The 17,446-nt window shown below is 63.2% G+C and carries 16 protein-coding genes; 14 read left to right on the top strand and 2 right to left on the bottom strand.

Annotated features, from left to right (window positions below):
* Nucleotides 1-74 precede the first annotated feature (74 nt).
* The 5 genes from torD (at nucleotide 75) to I6L38_RS14225 (ending at nucleotide 5,591) form a co-directional block, all read left to right on the top strand.
* A complete protein-coding gene (gene torD / locus I6L38_RS14205) occupies nucleotides 75-743 on the top strand; it encodes a molecular chaperone TorD (RefSeq protein WP_005298053.1) in 669 nt (222 codons plus the stop codon).
* Nucleotides 744-747: 4 nt separating this feature from the next.
* Nucleotides 748-1,116: a hypothetical protein gene (locus I6L38_RS14210; RefSeq protein WP_005298051.1), complete on the top strand. Its 369-nt coding sequence runs from the start codon at nucleotides 748-750 to the stop codon at nucleotides 1,114-1,116.
* 169 nt (nucleotides 1,117-1,285) lie between these two features.
* Nucleotides 1,286-2,428, top strand: coding sequence for a hypothetical protein (locus I6L38_RS14215; protein WP_216988655.1), 1,143 nt, complete (start codon nucleotides 1,286-1,288; stop codon nucleotides 2,426-2,428).
* Nucleotides 2,415-3,038: a hypothetical protein gene (locus I6L38_RS14220; RefSeq protein ID WP_043170288.1), complete on the top strand. Its 624-nt coding sequence runs from the start codon at nucleotides 2,415-2,417 to the stop codon at nucleotides 3,036-3,038. The genes I6L38_RS14215 and I6L38_RS14220 overlap by 14 nt, the downstream gene beginning before the upstream one ends.
* Nucleotides 3,039-3,140: 102 nt before the next feature.
* Nucleotides 3,141-5,591 carry an EAL domain-containing protein gene (locus tag I6L38_RS14225; RefSeq protein WP_043170289.1) on the top strand — a complete coding sequence of 817 codons (2,451 nt, stop codon included), beginning with the start codon at nucleotides 3,141-3,143 and terminating at the stop codon, nucleotides 5,589-5,591.
* Nucleotides 5,592-5,624: 33 nt separating this feature from the next.
* On the opposite strand, the gene I6L38_RS14230 is transcribed toward I6L38_RS14225, so the two are convergent.
* Nucleotides 5,625-5,924 (bottom strand): hypothetical protein, encoded by a 300-nt coding sequence (locus tag I6L38_RS14230; RefSeq protein WP_043170291.1) that lies wholly within the window; start codon nucleotides 5,922-5,924, stop codon nucleotides 5,625-5,627.
* Between the two features lie 170 nt (nucleotides 5,925-6,094).
* On the opposite strand from I6L38_RS14230, the gene acs reads away from it, so the two are divergent.
* The 7 genes from acs to I6L38_RS14265 all read left to right on the top strand — a co-directional run bounded on the left by acs (nucleotide 6,095) and on the right by I6L38_RS14265 (nucleotide 13,938).
* Entirely contained in the window at nucleotides 6,095-8,041 is a 1,947-nt protein-coding gene (gene acs, locus I6L38_RS14235) for an acetate--CoA ligase (protein ID WP_005298042.1), read from the top strand.
* A 265-nt stretch (nucleotides 8,042-8,306) separates the two neighbouring features.
* A complete protein-coding gene (gene aroQ / locus I6L38_RS14240; protein ID WP_005298040.1) occupies nucleotides 8,307-8,756 on the top strand; it encodes a type II 3-dehydroquinate dehydratase in 450 nt (149 codons plus the stop codon).
* A gap of 36 nt (nucleotides 8,757-8,792) precedes the next feature.
* Nucleotides 8,793-9,251 (top strand): acetyl-CoA carboxylase biotin carboxyl carrier protein, encoded by a 459-nt coding sequence (accB, locus tag I6L38_RS14245; RefSeq protein WP_005298038.1) that lies wholly within the window; start codon nucleotides 8,793-8,795, stop codon nucleotides 9,249-9,251.
* Nucleotides 9,252-9,266: 15 nt separating this feature from the next.
* Complete coding sequence (accC, locus tag I6L38_RS14250; RefSeq protein ID WP_005298029.1) at nucleotides 9,267-10,607, top strand: acetyl-CoA carboxylase biotin carboxylase subunit; 1,341 nt, start codon at nucleotides 9,267-9,269, stop codon at nucleotides 10,605-10,607.
* Between the two features lie 79 nt (nucleotides 10,608-10,686).
* Entirely contained in the window at nucleotides 10,687-10,965 is a 279-nt protein-coding gene (locus tag I6L38_RS14255; protein ID WP_010633080.1) for a YhdT family protein, read from the top strand.
* A complete protein-coding gene (gene panF, locus I6L38_RS14260) occupies nucleotides 10,955-12,433 on the top strand; it encodes a sodium/pantothenate symporter (protein ID WP_043170293.1) in 1,479 nt (492 codons plus the stop codon). Before I6L38_RS14255 ends, panF begins: the two co-directional genes overlap by 11 nt.
* A gap of 77 nt (nucleotides 12,434-12,510) precedes the next feature.
* Complete coding sequence (locus I6L38_RS14265; protein ID WP_005298024.1) at nucleotides 12,511-13,938, top strand: PTS transporter subunit EIIC; 1,428 nt, start codon at nucleotides 12,511-12,513, stop codon at nucleotides 13,936-13,938.
* A 2-nt stretch (nucleotides 13,939-13,940) separates the two neighbouring features.
* Here the strand turns inward: I6L38_RS14265 and I6L38_RS14270 are convergent, their stop codons facing one another.
* On the bottom strand, nucleotides 13,941-14,813 hold the full coding sequence (locus I6L38_RS14270) for a LysR family transcriptional regulator (protein WP_017779917.1): 873 nt from the start codon (nucleotides 14,811-14,813) through the stop codon (nucleotides 13,941-13,943).
* A gap of 100 nt (nucleotides 14,814-14,913) precedes the next feature.
* Between I6L38_RS14270 and I6L38_RS14275 the strand changes: the two genes are divergently transcribed.
* Both I6L38_RS14275 and prmA read left to right on the top strand, forming a co-directional pair.
* A complete protein-coding gene (locus I6L38_RS14275) occupies nucleotides 14,914-15,930 on the top strand; it encodes a zinc-binding alcohol dehydrogenase family protein (RefSeq protein WP_216988656.1) in 1,017 nt (338 codons plus the stop codon).
* A 526-nt stretch (nucleotides 15,931-16,456) separates the two neighbouring features.
* On the top strand, nucleotides 16,457-17,335 hold the full coding sequence (gene prmA, locus I6L38_RS14280; RefSeq protein ID WP_005298012.1) for a 50S ribosomal protein L11 methyltransferase: 879 nt from the start codon (nucleotides 16,457-16,459) through the stop codon (nucleotides 17,333-17,335).
* The last annotated feature ends 111 nt before the right edge of the window (nucleotides 17,336-17,446 follow it).

Consider the following 17,446-nt stretch of genomic DNA (forward strand, 5'->3'; position numbering starts at 1 on the left):
TGAGTTTCCTTTATTTTTAAAGTCGTTAGAATCGGGAGCCTCTATGGCTCCCGATTGTCATCCACGGAGGATAAATGCAGGAATTCATGGCTACCAGCGAACGCCGGGCCGAGCTTTACTGGTGGTTCTCCACCCTGTTCGCTGCCGAGCTCAGTGATGCACAGATCGCTGAATACGACACCTACGACGTGCGCAGCTTCTTGAAGAGCCTCTCCACTCTCGACCCGATGCGCGAGGCCGTGGCAGAACTGAACGAGGCCATCGCCCGCCTGCTGGTACGCCCGGATCGCCAGCTGGAGCTCGCCGCCGACTTCGCCGGCCTGTTCCTGGTCGACCCCAAGCAGGGCGCCCTGCCCTACGAGTCGCTCTATCGTGGCGAGGGCAAGCTGCTGATGCAGGCCCCCATGAGCGAGATGCAGGCCCGCCTCGATCGCCTCGGCATCAACGTCAGCGACAAATACAAGGAGCCTGCCGATCACTTGGCCATCGAGCTGGATCTGATGGGCAACCTCATCATCCGTGCCGCCGAGGCGACCACCGCCGCCCAGCGTGAAAGCTGGCTCGGCGAGCAGGAGTCCCTGCTGCACGGCCACCTGCTCGGCTGGTTCGACAAATTCGAGAGCGCCTGCCGCGCCGCCGACCAGTTCGGCTTCTACGGCGCCAGTGCCCGGCTGCTGGGGGTATTCCTCAAGATGGATGCCAACTACCTGAGCCTGGTCAAACCGGCGCAAGCCGCCGACTAAGCCGATGAAGACAGCCCTGCTCCTGATAGCATGCTGGCTGCTGGCCCTGATCCCGCAGGATCAGGGCATTACTCCCCTCGTCGCCCTGCTGTTCAATCCGGACCGGGAACTCTACGGCACCGCCCAGCTCACCGGCTTCGCCGGCATACTGCTGACCCTTTACCTTGCCAACCTCGGCGTCGAGGTGGTGCTGCGCCGCCGCTTCCAGATAGCGGGCATGCTGGCCCTGCTGGCCGCCTGGATCGACTTCATTCACAGCAGTGGCAGCGAGGCCCACTGGCTGCTGCTCTACGCCATGGCGCTGCCGTTTCACGTGGTCGGCTGGCTGGTCCTGGTGCGCGGCATCCAGGCGTTTGGCCGCCAGAAAGGCTGAAAAAGCGCCAAAACTATTACAAATCATGACAGCCCGATCCCCCCGGTTGCCCTTGTGGCAAGGTCAGCGGGGTAATTGCGGGTAACATTCGCTTACATTCAGCTCCCGTTCAGTTTCACGACAACCGCTATAGTGCCGCTCCTTTTCCGACCGATACAGGAGCATCAGCATGCCTCCACAGGATGCGCGCATCACGGGCCTCGATCTGCTGCGAGGGCTCGTCATCTTCATGGCCGTCTTCGAGCACTACACCGGCTACCTCAACTACTGGTACATCGACTTCTTCAATCGGGAGCACGCCCTGTGGAACAGCTTCTACCTCTCCCACAAGGCGATGGCCGGTCAGCTGCTGCCCATGGATCATCTGACGGCCCAGGTGTCGGCCTGGCTAATCCCCTGGGTCAGCCAGATCTACCTGGCACTGGCCGCCTTCAACCTCAGTCGCCGTGATCAGGCCAGCTTCAGACCGCAGCTGGGCGGCAAACTGGTGCTGTTCGCCAGCATCATACTGGTGCTCTATGTGGAAGGACTGGTGATCGCCCCCAACTTCGGCGAGGCGATCTCTTTCTATCCGGTGATGCTGTGGATGTGCCTGCTGGCGCTCTTCTCGCTGGTCTACGCCTGGTTCGGCATCCGCGGCATGTTGCTGCTGACCCTGCTCAGCCTGCTGCTGGATCAGCTCGGCGTGCAGGATCTGCTCGGTCACCTCGATGGTTGGATGAAGCTGCACGTGCACCCCGACTACGAGCTGGATGCCCGCCTCGACCTCTTCATGGCCAGCGGCTGCTTCGGCTTCCTCTACGGCTGGTGCTGGCATCAGCGGCCCCAATGGCGGGACCGCCTCAACACGCTGGTGCTGACGCTCTCGCTGGTGGCGCTGGCCTGCTATCTCATGTTCGGCGAGACCAGCACGGTCGAGCTCAGCGACATCTACGCCAACGAACACGAACTGGCGATGGACATGGTCGGCCGCGCCGGCATCTGGGGCATGGAGTTTCTGGTGATCGGGGCCGTGCTCTGGCTGCATCAGCGCAACATCCGTCTCTGCTGGCGCCCCCTCAACTGGATCGGCATGTACTCGCTGACCGTCTTCATCTTCCACAAGAGCATCTTCGTGCACCTGTGGGGCCCGCTTCTGCTGTGGTGGACCGCCCGCCAGGGCACCATCCTGCCCAACAATTTCGGCCTCATCATGGCGCTCAGCGCCACCAGCGTGCTGCTCATCTACGCCTTCCAGCGTTCCGGCATCATCTGCCACCTGATGGGCATGCATCAGGATCGGGACTGGGTGCGGCTCTATGGCAACAAATAAGCACTGGCTGGTGCTGCTGCTCCTGGCGCTGCCGGTCTGCGCCAAGGAGCTGGCCATCGGCGGTCAGTGGCAGCTGGATAGCAAGCAGGCGGGCAGCGGCAGCAGCGACAGTACCCAGTTCTGGGTCGGCTACGAACGGGAGACCCAGGTCGGCCTCATCTTCGCCGACGGCCAGAGCGCCGGGGTGGCGCTGCCGCTCTACGACAAGAGCTTTATCGCCCTCGGCGTCAGCCCGATGGAGGTGATCGACCGCACCCGCTTCAGCGCACTCTGGCGCCTGGGCTGGCAACTGGATGACGATCACCAGCTGACCCTGGGCCAGCTCTATGACGTCAGCGGGCGCTATGGCCAGCTCTGGTACATGGAGCACAGCCTGCCGCTGCCTGCCGAGCTCTCCCTCAATCTCTGGCTGACCCGCGGCAGTCAGGCCCACATGGCCGCCTATGGGGCGAACGAAGGCTTGCGGGACTGGGGGCTCACGCTGGAGCGCAGCTGGTGCTGGCAGAAATGGCGCCTTGGCACCGAGTTCGGCGCCAAGCAGTGGCTCATCAAGGAGCATGACTGGCAGCCGGTGATCAACCTCACCCTGAGCTACCACTTCGGAAAATAACCAAATTGGGGGCAAATGAGCCCCCACCTCTTCCCTCCAGTAGGCTTCATGCCATACTGACAACACCTCAAATGACAAAACAGTCAATTCCGGAGTCCCGTGATGGGGAAAGAGCTTTTCGACGCCATGCCCGATCCGCCGCAGGCGGGGCAGTTGAGCGTGAACGAGCTGCAGCAGCTGTTCGAACTGGCCCCGTTTGGCATAGGCATCTTCGATCGCCACTTTCGCTGCCGCAGCGTCAACCAGACCCTGGCCGACCTCAACGGCCTCTCCCGGGAGGAGCACTATGGCCACACCCTGCGGGAAATCGTCCCGGCCCTGGCCCCCGTGCTGGAGCCCCTGTTCCAGCAGATCATCAGCAGCGGCGTCCCCCGGGTCGAGCTGAACCTAAGCGGCCATACCGCGGCCCATCAGGGCCAGCAACGCCACTGGCAGGCGATCTACAGCCCCATGCTCGACGAACAGGGCGTGCCCGACGGCATTCTCACCATAGTGCGCGACGTGACCGAACAGGTCGAGTCGCAGCGGCGGCTGCAACTGGCCATGAACGCCGGCCGGATCGGAGTGTGGGAGTGGCACATCAAGGAGGACAGACTGCAGTTTGACGGCCGGGTCGAGCAGCTGCTCGGCACCGCCGCCAGCGAGTTTCAGGGGGGAATGGATCAGTTCATCAAGCGCTTCGACCCTCTCTCTGGCGAGCAGCTCAGGGCGGCGCTCAAGGGCACGGCCCCCATTCATCTCACCCTCGGTTATCTGGGGCCCGATCAGCAGCGAGGCTGGGTCGACATCCATGCCGATCACGTGGCGGCCAGCGAACATCTGGGGCGACGCATCACCGGGGTGATCCACGACGCCACCGATCGCTGCACCCAGGAAGACAAGCTGCGCCAGGCCAACGTGGTGTTCGAAACCGCCGCCGAAGGCATCATCATCATGGATGGCCAGCGCCAGATCATCTCGGTCAACCCGGCCTTCTGCAGCATGACCCAGTACGAGGAGGACGAGGTCGTCGGCAAGTCACCGGAAGCCATCATGCACCCGCGCCGCCACACCGACATCGACTACCCCTGGCACACCCTGCTGCCCGGCAGCCACGCCTGGCATGGCGAGATGATGTGCCTGCGCAAGGATGGCGGCTACTTCACCTCCTGGCAGCATGTCAGCGCCGTCCACGACAGCCGCCACAACACCACCAACTATGTCATCGCCTTCTCCGACATCAGCGCCATTCGCAAGGCCGAGGCACAGCTCAACCACCTCGCCTATCACGATCCCCTGACCGAGCTCGGCAACCGCAACCTGCTGCAGGAGCGGCTTGAGCTGGAGATCAAGACCGCCCACCTCAACCGGCAGCAGCTCGCCTTGCTGTTTATCGATCTGGACGGCTTCAAGCTGATCAACGACACCCTGGGCCACCGGGCCGGGGACGAGCTGCTCAAGCTGCTGGCCGAGCGCATTCGCCGACTGCTGCACCACAACGACGTGGCGGCCCGGCTGGGGGGCGACGAGTTTCTGGTGCTGATCCCCTACTTCGAGCAGCCGGAGGAGCTGGCCAGGCTCGCCGAGCAGCTGCTGGCCCGCCTGCGCGAACCGGTCGAGCTGGATCACGAGCGGGTGGCCGTCTCCGCCAGCATCGGCATCGCCCTCTATCCGGAACACGCCACCACCCCGGACACCCTGGTCAGTGCCGCCGACAGTGCCATGTACGAGGCGAAGAACCAGGGCCGCAACGGTTACCTCTTCTATACCCCGGACATGACGGAGCAGACACGGGAGCGACTGAGCATGGAGCAGGGGCTGTTCCAGGCCATCGAGCAGCAGCAGCTCTGCATCCTCTATCAACCCATGACGGATCTGGCCAGCAACCAGCTGAGCGGGCTGGAAGCCCTGCTGCGCTGGCAGCACCCCAGCGAGGGCATGATAGGGCCGACCCGCTTCATTCCGGTGGCCGAGGAGTGCGGCCTTATCGAGCAGATTGGGGAGTGGGTGATGCGTACCGCCTGCCAGCAGGGGCAAGCCTGGCTGGCCGCAGGGCTGGCGGTGCCCAGACTGTCGGTCAATGTGTCGGTACGGGAGATGCGCTCGGCAGGTTACGTGGAGCGGGTCGCCGCCATCCTGGCCGAGACCGGTTTTCCGCCACAACGGCTGGAGATAGAGGTCACCGAGAGCATCATCCAGCGGGTCGACCAGAGTCTGCAGCTGTTCAAGCGGCTGAAGGAGCTGGGGGTGCAGATCGCCATCGACGATTTTGGCACCGGCTTCTCATCCCTGAGCCTGCTGAAAAGCCTGCCCATCGATCGGATCAAGATAGACAAGACCTTCGTGCAGGCGCTGCCCGATGACAAGCACAGCCGGGAGCTGTGCCGCACCATTGTCAACCTGGCCGACAGCCTGGGCATGATGGTGACCGCCGAAGGGATAGAGACCCAGGCCCAGCGCCAGTTTCTGCAATCCCTCCACTGTCAGGAGGGGCAGGGCTATCTGTTCAGCCATCCGCTGGCCGAGCCCCATCTGGCGGCGCAGCTGGCATCGGGCAGGAATCACTGGTGCTGAGCCCCGCGCCAGGGGGTGACAGCCACAGCCAACTCAATCGTTGAAGGTCAGCCTGGCGTCCCACCCTTCGTCCTGCTGCCGGCGTGACTCTTCCAGCAAGGAGTCCTGCGGATAGGAGGACTTTTTCTCCCCGAGGGTGACGGACACCGGCGGCTTGCGCGCCAGCCATGCTTCGCTCAGCTGGCCGCTGATGTGATCCCGCAGTGAGGGTGAATCGGGCTGTGTCGGTGTCAGTTCAAGACCGTTGGCATGGGGGGCGGCCAATGTGGCCTCATCGGTGGCCTTCGGGGCCTCGAACTGCCAGAGGGAGGAGCAAAGAAGCAGGGTCAACACGGGGGCTGTCTCCATCGGTAAAAGCGACGTTTTACCCAATCGGCGATGAATTGTCATCGACGCGACTGTAAGCGGATGTTGCCATCTATCCAAAAGTCTAATTGCCCTCCCCCGCCAAAGGTATAAGTTGTTATCCAATCATTACAAAAATGTATTCAAAGGAGTGACACATGAGCGAGAGCAAGGTCTACCCGGTCAAAGCCCACATCAGCCAGGGCGCCCTGCTGGACAAGGCAGGCTATGAGGCCATGTACCAGGCCTCGGTGCAGAACCCGGATGCCTTTTGGGGCGAGCAGGGCAAGATCCTCGACTGGATGAAGCCTTATACCCGGGTCAAGAACACCTCCTACGATCCGGGCCACGTCTCCATCAAGTGGTATGAAGACGGCCTGCTCAACGTCTCTGCCAACTGCCTGGATCGCCATCTGAGCGAGCGCGGCGACAAGGTCGCCATCATCTGGGAAGGGGACAACCCGGCCGAGGATCGCAAGCTCACCTATCGCGAGCTGCACACCGAGGTGTGCAAGTTTGCCAACGTCCTGAAGGCACAAGGGGTGCATCGCGGCGACGTGGTCTGCCTCTACATGCCCATGGTGCCGGAAGCGGCCATCGCCATGCTGGCCTGTACCCGCATCGGCGCCGTGCACAGCATCGTCTTCGGCGGTTTCTCGCCAGAAGCCCTGGCCGGTCGCATCATCGACTCCGGCTCCACCATCGTCGTCACCGCCGATGAGGGGCTGCGTGGCGGCCGCCCGGTGCCGCTCAAGAAGAATGTGGATGAAGCGCTCACCAACCCGGAGACCAAGGTCAGCAAGGTGATCGTGCTCAAACGTACCGGCGGCAACATCGCCTGGCACAACCACCGCGATCTGTGGTGGCATGAGGCAACGGCTGCCGTCAGCAGCGACTGCCCGCCGGAGGCGATGGGGGCTGAAGACCCGCTGTTCATCCTCTACACCTCCGGCTCCACCGGCAAGCCCAAAGGGGTGCTGCACACCACCGGCGGCTATCTGGTCTATGCCACCCTCACCTTCAAGTACATCTTCGACTACCACGAGGAGGACATCTACTGGTGTACCGCCGACGTGGGCTGGGTCACCGGCCACTCCTACCTGGTCTACGGGCCACTCGCCAACGGCGCCACCACCATCATGTTCGAAGGGGTGCCCAACTACCCGGCGACCAACCGCATGAGCCAGGTGGTGGACAAGCACCAGGTCACCATCCTCTACACCGCCCCCACCGCCATCCGCGCGCTGATGGCCAAGGGCAACGAGGCCGTTGAGGGTACCTCCCGTTCGAGCCTGCGCATCATGGGCTCGGTGGGCGAGCCCATCAACCCGGAAGCCTGGGAGTGGTACTACCGCACCATAGGCGACGAGCGTTGCCCCATCGTCGACACCTGGTGGCAGACCGAGACCGGCGGCATCCTCATCAGCCCGCTGCCCGGCGTCACCGACCTCAAGCCAGGCTCGGCCACCCGCCCCTTCTTCGGCGTGCAGCCGGCGCTGGTGGACAACATGGGCGAGCCGCTGGAGGGGGCCACCGAGGGCAACCTGGTGATCACCGACTCCTGGCCGGGTCAGATGCGCACCGTATTCGGCGATCACGAGCGCTTCGAGCAGACCTACTTCTCCACCTTCCCCGGCCGCTATTTCACCGGCGACGGTGCCCGTCGCGACGAGGATGGCTACTACTGGATCACCGGCCGGGTGGATGATGTACTGAACGTCTCCGGTCACCGCATGGGCACCGCCGAGATCGAATCCGCGCTGGTGGCTCATCCCAAGATCGCCGAAGCGGCGGTGGTGGGCGTGCCGCACGAGATCAAGGGTCAGGGCATCTATGCCTATGTCACCCTGATCGCCGGCGAAGAGCCGAGCCGGGAGCTGCATAAAGAGGTGAAGGAGTGGGTCCGCAAGGAGATCGGCGCCATCGCCACCCCGGACGTGATCCACTGGGCCGAGGGGCTGCCCAAGACCCGTTCCGGCAAGATCATGCGGCGAATTCTGCGCAAGATCGCCACCGGCGAGACCGACAGCCTGGGGGATATCTCCACCCTGGCGGATCCGGGCGTAGTGGACAAACTCATTCGCGAGAAGTCCGAAGCCGCCTGATCCCGTCTGCCTTTTGCCTCCAAAGCCGGCCCTGTGCCGGCTTTGTCATTCCTGCCAGTGAGTGTTTTGACAGCCGACCTAATAGAGCAAAAAACAGACAGATGTAGAGATTAGACCAGTAAAATGCTGCTAATTTTCACGAAATCAATATAATTGCGAAATCTGTGTGCCAGTGCACACCGATTTGAGCAGAAAATGGCTAGATTTCTGGTAGTCCACAAGATAGCTGACAGATAGCAGCATTATCATCGAGGATGTACTCAATATGTCGCAAAAACACCGAATTCTCCTGCTCAACGGGCCAAACCTGAACCTGCTGGGCAAACGGGAACCGGGCATCTACGGCAGCAAGACGCTCGATGAGATCGTCGCCGATCTGACGCTAAGTGCCGGCGAACTCGGGGTCACACTGGAACACCTGCAATCCAACGCCGAACATGAGCTGGTCGGCCGCATCCACCAGGCCATGGGTCAGGTGGACTTCATCATCATCAATCCGGCCGCATTCACCCACACCAGCGTCGCCATCCGCGATGCGCTGCTGGGTGTGGCCATCCCCTTTATCGAGGTTCACCTGTCCAACGTCCACGCCAGGGAACCCTTCCGTCATCACTCCTATCTGTCTGATGTCGCCAAGGGGGTCATTTGTGGGCTGGGGGCCGATGGCTACCAATTCGCTTTAACCGCGGCCGTGCACCAGTTGCGCGCGGCTTGATAATCACTGATCAGATAAAGAAGAAAGAGAATGCTAATGGATATCCGCAAAATCAAGAAGCTGATTGAACTGGTTGAAGAGTCCGGCATCGCCGAACTGGAGATCTCCGAAGGTGAAGAGTCCGTTCGCATCAGCCGCAACTTCTCCGGTCAGGTGACCGCTGCTCCACAGATGATCATGCCGCAGGTTGCTGCTCCGGTAGCCGCTCCTGTCGCCGCCGCCCCGGCCGCCGCAGCACCTGCTGCCGACGCCACCCCGGCCGGTCACCTGATGCGCTCCCCCATGGTCGGTTCCTTCTACCGCTCTTCCAGCCCGGAAGCCAAGCCGTTCGTGGAAGTGGGCCAGCACGTCAATGTCGGCGATACCCTGTGCATCGTCGAAGCCATGAAAATGATGAACCAAATCGAATCCGACAAGGCCGGCGTGATCAAAGCGATCCTGGTTGAAAATGGTCAGGCCGTCGAATTTGACGAGCCGCTGTTCATCATCGAATAAGGGAAATCGCCACCCATGTTGGACAAAGTAGTCATCGCCAACCGCGGTGAAATTGCCCTGCGGATCCTGCGCGCCTGCAAAGAGCTCGGGATCAAGACAGTGGCCGTTCACTCCACCGCCGACCGGGAGCTCAAGCATGTGCTGCTGGCCGACGAAACCATCTGTATCGGCAAGCCGGCCAGTACCGACTCCTACCTCAACGTGCCGGCGATCATCGCCGCCGCCGAGGTGACCGGTGCCGTTGCCATTCACCCCGGCTACGGCTTCCTCTCCGAGAACGCCGACTTTGCCGAAGTGGTCGAGAAATCCGGCTTCGTCTTCATCGGCCCGCGCGCCGAGACCATTCGCCTGATGGGTGACAAGGTCTCCGCCATCGAGGCGATGAAGAAGGCGGGCGTACCCTGCGTACCGGGCTCCGACGGTCCGGTTGACAGCGATGCCAAACACAACGCCGCCATTGCCAAGCGCATCGGCTACCCGGTGATCATCAAGGCCGCCGGTGGCGGTGGTGGTCGCGGCATGCGCGTGGTGCGCAGCGAAGCCGAGCTGGCTGCCGCCATCGCGCTGACCAAGTCCGAAGCAGGCCAGTTCTTCAAGAACGACATGGTCTACATGGAGAAGTACCTGGAGAACCCGCGCCACATCGAGATCCAGGTGCTGGCAGACGGCCAGGGCAACGCCCTCTATCTGGGCGAGCGCGACTGCTCCATGCAGCGTCGCCACCAGAAGGTGGTCGAAGAGGCACCGGCGCCGGGCATCACCGCCGAGATGCGCAAGTTCATCGGTGAGCGCTGCGTGCGCGCCTGTATCGAGATCGGCTACCGCGGTGCGGGTACTTTCGAGTTCCTGTACGAAAACGGCGAGTTCTATTTCATCGAGATGAACACCCGTATCCAGGTAGAGCACCCGGTTACCGAGATGGTCACCGGCGTCGACCTCATCAAGGAGCAGCTGCGCATCGCCGCCGGCCAGCCCCTGTCGATCACCCAGCAGGACATCCGCATCCGTGGCCACGCCATCGAGTGCCGGATCAACGCAGAAGACCCGGCCACCTTCATGCCGTCTCCTGGCCTGATCCAGCGCTTCCACGCGCCGGGTGGTCTGGGCGTGCGTTGGGACTCCCACATCTACGCCGGCTACAAGGTGCCGCCCTACTACGACTCCATGATCGGCAAGCTGATCTGTTACGGTGAAAACCGCGACGTCGCCATTGCCCGCATGCGTCAGGCGCTGGACGAGCTGGTGGTGGAAGGGATCAAGACCAACGTCTCCCTGCAAAAAGAGATCATGAAGGACGAAAACTTCCAGCACGGTGGTACCAATATCCACTACCTGCACAAGAAGCTGGGTCTGTAAGACTCGCGTCCGCAGATCTTCTGCTGAAAAAGGGCCATGGCGACATGGCCCTTTTTTGTTATCCTTGCGCCCCTCGAAATTGTCGGAGGCCAAGGTGAACCGTTTTGCGCTCGCTCGTCGGGAAGCAGCACTCTGCCTGCTGCTGACCCTGCTCTACTTCCTTGCCTGGTATGGCACGGCCTATTTCATCCCCGAAGAGATCGAATTCTGGGATATGCCGCTCTGGTTCCTGCTCAGCTGCATTCTGATGCCGCTGCTGTTCATCGTGCTGTGCGGCCTGATGGTGGATCGCCTGTTCGTGGACATCCCCCTCGACTCCCAACCCCTCGATGACAAGGAGCCGCCCCATGAATCTTGAGCTGCTGCTGCCGCTGTGCATCTATCTGGTGCTGGTGCTGGGGGTCGGTTTCTGGGCCAGCCGCCACCGGGTGGGCGGTGACTTCGTGCAGGAGTACTTCATCGGCAACCGCAGCATGGGCGGCCTGGTGCTGGCCATGACCCTGGTGGCCACTTACACCTCGGCCTCCTCCTTCATCGGCGGGCCGGGTGCCGCCTACAAGATTGGCCTTGGCTGGGTGCTGCTGGCGATGATCCAGCTGCCCACCGTCTGGCTCACCCTGGGGGTGCTTGGCAAGAAGTTCGCCATCATCGCCCGCCGGGTCAATGCGGTGACCATCAACGACATGCTGTGGGCCCGCTACCAGAGCAGGGCCGTGGTGGTGCTGGGCTCGGTCACCATCATCCTCGCCTTCATCGCCACCATGGTGGTGCAGTTCATCGGCGGCGCCCGCCTGCTGGAGACCGCCACCGGCCTCTCTTACCAGCAGGGACTCTTGCTGTTTGCCGGCTGCGTGCTGCTCTACACGGTGATCGGCGGCTTTCGCGCCGTGGTGATGACGGATGCGCTGCAGGGGATCATCATGCTGATCGGCACCGGCGCCCTGCTGGCGGGGATCCTGATCGCGGGGGATGGTTTGCCCAACCTTATCCACCAGCTCAAGGCGATCGATCCCAAGCTGGTGAGCCCGCAGGGGGCCGGCGACATGCTGACCCAGCCCTTCATGCTGAGCTTCTGGGTACTGGTCTGCGTCGGGGTGGTGGGACTGCCCCACTCGGCCCTGCGCTGTTTTGGCTATCGCGACAGCAAGGCGCTGCACCGCGGCATCCTGATCGGCACCATCGTCAGCGCCTTCCTGATGTTCGGCATGCACCTGGCCGGGGCGCTGGGCCGCGCCATCCTGCCCGGCATGGACAGCCCGGACAAGATCATGCCCTCCCTGATGATGGAAGTGCTGCCCCCCTGGCTGGCCGGGGTCTTCCTGGCGGCCCCCATGGCGGCCATCATGTCCACCATCGACTCCCAACTGATCCAGGCCTCCGCCACGTTGGTGAAGGATCTCTACCTCAACTACCTGAGCCCGGAGAAGGCCGGCCAGGAGAAGCTGGAGGTACGGGTGCCGCGCCTCTCCCTGCTCTGCACCCTGATCCTGGGTACCCTGGTGCTGCTGGCGGCGCTGCAGCCCCCCGAGATGATCATCTGGCTCAACCTGCTCGCCTTCGGTGGCCTGCAGGCGGTGTTCCTCTGGCCGCTGGTGCTCGGCCTCTACTGGTCACGGGCCAACGGCCCGGGAGCCCTGGCCAGCATGGTGTGCGGCATTCTCTGCTACGGCATCTTGAGCCAGTGGGGGATCAAGCTGGCCGGCCTGCACGCCATAGTGCCGAGCCTGGCGCTGGGGCTGATCGCCTTCGTGCTGGTCAGCCTGCTCACCCCGGCTCCGAGCCAGAGCGTGCGGCGACTCTTCGAACCTTGTTCAGCAATGGATTAATAAAGGGTTCCGAAACTATCCCAAAATGGGTGCTTTAAGGGTAAACTGTGCGCCATGTCACAAAACAGTGCGCCCTTATGCCCGTCCAGAACGCCAGACAGATCCTGACCCAAGCCCTGCAGCGACTCGGTTACGCCCTGTTGCTGCCGGTCTCCATCCTGCCGCTGGCCGCGCTGCTCTATCGGCTCGGCCAGCCGGACGTGCTGGATCTGGCGGTACTCTCCCTCACCGGTCGCGCCCTGTTCAGCCAGATGCCGCTTATCTATGCGGTGGCCATCGCCTTCGGGCTGAGCCGCCAGGGCGAGGGGAGCCAGGCGCTGGCCGGGGCGGTCAACTTCCTGCTGCTGAGCTCGGCGCTCGGCACCCTGGCCCCCGGCCTGCACAGCGACATGATCTGCGGCCTGCTGGCGGGATTGACCACCGCCATCGTCTACCCCTGGCTCAAGCGCCACCCCATGCCCCACTGGCTGCGGCTGGTCAACGGCGATTTCACCAGCCTGCTCGCCTCGGCGCTGGCCTGCCTGCTGCTGGCCTTCCCCCTCGCGCTGCTCTGGCCGCTGCTGGAGCAGGGCATCACCCTGCTCGCCTCTGAACTCCTCACCACCCCGCTCGGCGCCTTCTGCTACGGCGTGCTGAACCGGCTGCTGATCCCGCTCGGTCTGCACCAGGTGCTGGGCAGCCTCATCGGGCTGGGAGAGAGCAACCTGCAGGCGCTGGCCAGCGCCCAGCCGCTGCACGAAGGCTATGTGGCCGGGCTCTACCCCATCATCATGTTCGGCCTGCCTGGCGCCTGTTTCGCCATCTGGCTGCACCGCCAGCGCATGCAGCGACTGCCGCAGGGGGGATTGCTGCTCACCCTGGCGCTCACCTCGGCGCTGGTGGGCATCACCGAACCCATCGAGTTCCTGTTCGCCTTCACCGCCCCCTGGCTGTTTCTGGCCCACGCCCTGCTGACCGGCCTGTCACTCGCCACCTGCAGCGCGCTCGGCATCAAGGTGGGCAGCTACTTCTCCGCCGGCCTGCTGGATCTGGTGCTGAGCTACCACGCCGGCGAGCACAGCTTCTGGCTCATTCCGGTCGGCATCCTGTTCTTCGTCGCCTACACCCTGCTGTTTTATCAGCTGCTGGAGCGCACGCCCCTCAGCCTGCCGAGCAAGCCCATCGCCCCGGAGCACCCACGGCTGGCGAGCGTCGCCCCCTCCGACCCCCAGATGCTGGCGATCCAGTACCTCAAGGTGCTGGGGGGCATGGACAACCTGCAGGCGATGAGCGTCTGCCTGACCCGCCTCAGCCTGCGGGTACGCGACATCTCGCTGGTGGATCAATCCCGCCTGCTGGGGCTGGGCTGCCTCTCCTGGATCCAGCTCAATGACCATCAGCTGGTACTGGTGCTGGGCCCCAACGCCAGCCTGATCGAGGGGCAGATCCGCATGCTGGCGGAACGCCAGTCGGTGCCGCTCGGCCTCAAGCCCAATCAGGAGTCGGCCGGCCAGAGCGGCTGGTAGCCTCAGGCAAACGGCAGGCGCTCGGCCACAAAATCCATCAGGCTGCGCAGGGCGGGGGCCAGGTGCTCCCGGCTCGGGTAGATGAGGTAGAAGGGGTTGGGCGGCACGGCGAGCTCGGGCAACACCTTCTGCAAGCGGCCACTCGCCAGATCCCCTTCGCAGACGTGATGGGGCAGCAGGGCAATTCCCCCTTCATTGATGGCCAGCTCCCGCAGCGCCAGCAGGCTGTTGCTGATGCAGGCCCCCTGCGGCCGCCAGCCCCCCTCCTGCAGCGGCCACACCGGCAGCGACGTGTGCACCAGGCAGGCGTATCGACCCAGCTCGCTCAGCTGTTGCGGCATGCCGTGGGCCGCCAGATAGGCGGGGGCCGCCACCAGATGGCGCGGCACCTGACCGATGCGCCGGCAGATGAGGCTGGAGTCTTTCAGCGGCGCCGCCCGCAGCGCCAGATCATAACCCTCCCCCACCAGATCGAGCTGCTCATCGCAGAGGGTCAGCTCAAGCACCACCTCGGGATAGAGGGCTCGAAACTCCGCCAGGATCCGGCCGAGCAGCAGGGTGCCAGTGGCCTCGGGGGCGGTGATCCGCACCCGCCCGGCCGGGGCCGCGCGCAGCCGCGCCATCGCCAGATTGGCGCTGCGGGCCAGCGCCAGCAGCGCCCGGCACTGCTCCACATAGACCTCTCCCTGCGGGGTCAGGCTCAGCCGGCGGGTGGTGCGCTGCAACAGGCGCACCCCGAGCTGGGATTCGAGCCGCGAGATCTTCTGGCTGACCGAGGATTTGGGCATGCCAAGCAGCTCGGCCGCGCCGGTAAAACTGCCCTGCTCCACCACGGTGGCAAACAGCCCCATCAGCTCCAGTTCGACATTGTTCATATATTCAAACAGTCTTTACCAATTACCCATCTTAATCTGAATAATCAACCAGACTAGAGTGGCTGGCAATCCCCATCCAACCGATTTGAAAGGAACTGCCATGAAAGCCATCGCCCTGACCCACTATCTGCCGAGCGATCATCCCGACTGCTTTATCGAGGCCAATCTGGCCGACCCGACGCCGGGCCCGCGCGACCTGCTGGTGCGGGTCAACGCCACCTCCATCAACCCGGTCGACACCAAGGTGCGCGCCCCCAAGGCCAAGGTCGAGAGCAGCCCGCGGGTGCTGGGCTGGGACGCCGTGGGCGAGGTGATCGCCGTCGGCCGCGAGGTGACCCTGTTCAAGGCGGGCGACCGGGTCTGGTATGCCGGCGACATCAGCCGCCCAGGCAGCAACAGCGCCCTGCAACTGGTGGATGAGCGCATCGCCGCCCTCGCCCCCGCCAGCCTGAGCGACCTGGAAGCGGCCGCCCTGCCGCTCACCGCCATCACCGCCTGGGAGACCCTGTTCGAACGCATGAGCCTCAGCCGCGAGAGCCGCGGACGACTGCTCATCATCGGCGGCGCCGGCGGGGTCGGCTCCATCGCCATCCAGCTGGCCCGCCAGCTCACCGGCATGGAGGTGATCGCCACCGCCTCGCGCCCCGAAACCCGGGCCTGGTGCCTGCAGATGGGGGCCCACCAGGTGGTGAGCCATCACCAGTTGCAAGAGGAGCTCACCGCCCTCGGCATCAACCAGGTGGACGCCATCTTCTGCACCAATGCCACCGAGCAGCACTGGGATGCCATGGCCAGCCTCATCAGCCCGTTCGGCCATATCTGCACCATCGCCGAATCGAGCGAGCCCTGGGATCTCTCCCTGCTCAAGAGCAAGAGCGTCACCTTCAGCCAGGAGTTCATGTTTACCCGCTCCCTGTTCCAGACCCCGGACATGATTGAGCAGCACAACCTGTTGGGGCTGGTCGCCGCCCTGGTGGATCAGGGCGTGGTCAAGAGCACCCTCAGCAAGGTGGTACCCGAGCTGACCCCGACGACCCTGGCTCAGGCCCATACCGAGGTGGAAGCCGGCCGCATGGTGGGCAAGCTGGTGATCGACATGAGCCGGTTCGGAAACTAATCCCTTATGGGTAAAAACTGCACCATCATGGGGTGAACTCACCAGTGACAAGCCCCATCACTGCACAGCACATATCAGGCAACAGACAGTCACCACGCAGCTTCACCATAAAAAAGCCAAAAAAAAGGGGCCATCCCGCCGGGATGGCCCTAAATACCTGAACGTTGGGGTAACAATCACACACATATCCTTATGCAGGACCTCTGAACCTTTGCAGCTAGTGTGCCAATCTCGCCCCCCTCCCCGCTTTCTTGCCACATTGTGCCCTGCCACCGAGGTCTGCAGCCCCGGGCCACTCTGCGGGCAAAAAAAAGCCACCCGAAGGTGGCTGAAAAAGATGACGGAACTTTCCTAGAGCAAAGCATTCAGCGGGAACAGGTTGCTTCCCGTCACCCAATGAGGAATACATGAACCGTGCCAACTCGGCAAAGCCTGCCTCCTCCACCACACTGCATGGGCAAACCACGACAGCACACGCCCATGATGATAGAATCCCGCGGTTTCACATTTATGAAGAGTCGACGCCATGCCCTGGATACAAATTCGAATCAACGCCACTGCCAAGACCGCAGACAAGGTGAGCAACATGCTGCTGGGGCGTGGTGCCCAGGCGGTGACCTTTATGGATGCCAAGGATGTGCCCGTCTATGAACCCATGCCGGGTGAAACCCCGCTGTGGGGCGAGACCGAAGTAATGGGGCTGTTCGACGCCGAAACCGATCCGGCACCCACCATCGCCTTCTTCCAGCAGATCTTCGGTGAAGACGTGGGCTACAAGGTGGAGCAGCTGGAAGACAAGGACTGGGTGCGCGAGTGGATGGATCACTTCCACCCCATGCAGTTCGGTGAGCGGCTGTGGATCTGCCCGAGCTGGCGCGACGTGCCGAACCCCGATGCGGTCAACGTCATGCTGGACCCGGGTCTGGCCTTCGGTACCGGTACCCACCCCACCACGGCGCTCTGCCTGCAGTGGCTGGACGGGCTGGATCTGGCTGGCAAGACAGTGGTCGACTTTGGTTGCGGCTCCGGCATCCTCGGCATCGCCGCCCTGAAACTGGGCGCGGCCCGGGTCATCGGCATCGACATCGATCCGCAGGCCATCCAGGCCAGCCGTGACAACGCGATGCGCAATGGCGTCGCCGATCAGATCGAACTCTACCTGCCGGCGGATCAGCCGCAAGATGTCGAAGCGGACGTGGTGGTCGCCAACATCCTGGCCGGCCCGCTGCGCGAGCTGGCGCCGCTCATCGCCGGCCACGGCAAGGCGGGCAGCCTGATGGCCCTCTCCGGCGTGCTGGAAAGCCAGGCGCCGGAGCTGGAGACCATCTACGGCCAGTGGTTCGAGATGGACCCGACCGCCGTCAAGGAAGAGTGGTGCCGCCTCTCCGGCCGCAAACTCGGCTGATAAGCAACAAGCCATGGCGGCTGCCAACCCATCGGCCGTAAACTCGGCTGATAAGCAATAAGCCACAGCGGCAGCCAACCCATCGGCCGTAAACTCGGCTGATAAACAACT

Source organism: Aeromonas sp. FDAARGOS 1408, from assembly GCF_019048665.1.
In the GTDB taxonomy this organism is placed as follows: Bacteria; Pseudomonadota; Gammaproteobacteria; order Enterobacterales; family Aeromonadaceae; genus Aeromonas; species Aeromonas dhakensis.

What these genes read in the sequence shown, in the direction of transcription:
- torD (WP_005298053.1), top strand. Translation starts at nt 75, where the DNA reads ATGCAGGAATTCATGGCTACCAGCGAACGCCGGGCCGAGCTTTACTGG.
- I6L38_RS14210 (WP_005298051.1), top strand. Translation starts at nt 748, where the DNA reads ATGAAGACAGCCCTGCTCCTGATAGCATGCTGGCTGCTGGCCCTGATC.
- I6L38_RS14215 (WP_216988655.1), top strand. Translation starts at nt 1,286, where the DNA reads ATGCCTCCACAGGATGCGCGCATCACGGGCCTCGATCTGCTGCGAGGG.
- I6L38_RS14220 (WP_043170288.1), top strand. Translation starts at nt 2,415, where the DNA reads ATGGCAACAAATAAGCACTGGCTGGTGCTGCTGCTCCTGGCGCTGCCG.
- I6L38_RS14225 (WP_043170289.1), top strand. Translation starts at nt 3,141, where the DNA reads ATGGGGAAAGAGCTTTTCGACGCCATGCCCGATCCGCCGCAGGCGGGG.
- acs (WP_005298042.1), top strand. Translation starts at nt 6,095, where the DNA reads ATGAGCGAGAGCAAGGTCTACCCGGTCAAAGCCCACATCAGCCAGGGC.
- aroQ (WP_005298040.1), top strand. Translation starts at nt 8,307, where the DNA reads ATGTCGCAAAAACACCGAATTCTCCTGCTCAACGGGCCAAACCTGAAC.
- accB (WP_005298038.1), top strand. Translation starts at nt 8,793, where the DNA reads ATGGATATCCGCAAAATCAAGAAGCTGATTGAACTGGTTGAAGAGTCC.
- accC (WP_005298029.1), top strand. Translation starts at nt 9,267, where the DNA reads ATGTTGGACAAAGTAGTCATCGCCAACCGCGGTGAAATTGCCCTGCGG.
- panF (WP_043170293.1), top strand. Translation starts at nt 10,955, where the DNA reads ATGAATCTTGAGCTGCTGCTGCCGCTGTGCATCTATCTGGTGCTGGTG.
- I6L38_RS14265 (WP_005298024.1), top strand. Translation starts at nt 12,511, where the DNA reads ATGCCCGTCCAGAACGCCAGACAGATCCTGACCCAAGCCCTGCAGCGA.
- I6L38_RS14270 (WP_017779917.1), bottom strand. Translation starts at nt 14,813, where the DNA reads ATGAACAATGTCGAACTGGAGCTGATGGGGCTGTTTGCCACCGTGGTG.
- I6L38_RS14275 (WP_216988656.1), top strand. Translation starts at nt 14,914, where the DNA reads ATGAAAGCCATCGCCCTGACCCACTATCTGCCGAGCGATCATCCCGAC.
- prmA (WP_005298012.1), top strand. Translation starts at nt 16,457, where the DNA reads ATGCCCTGGATACAAATTCGAATCAACGCCACTGCCAAGACCGCAGAC.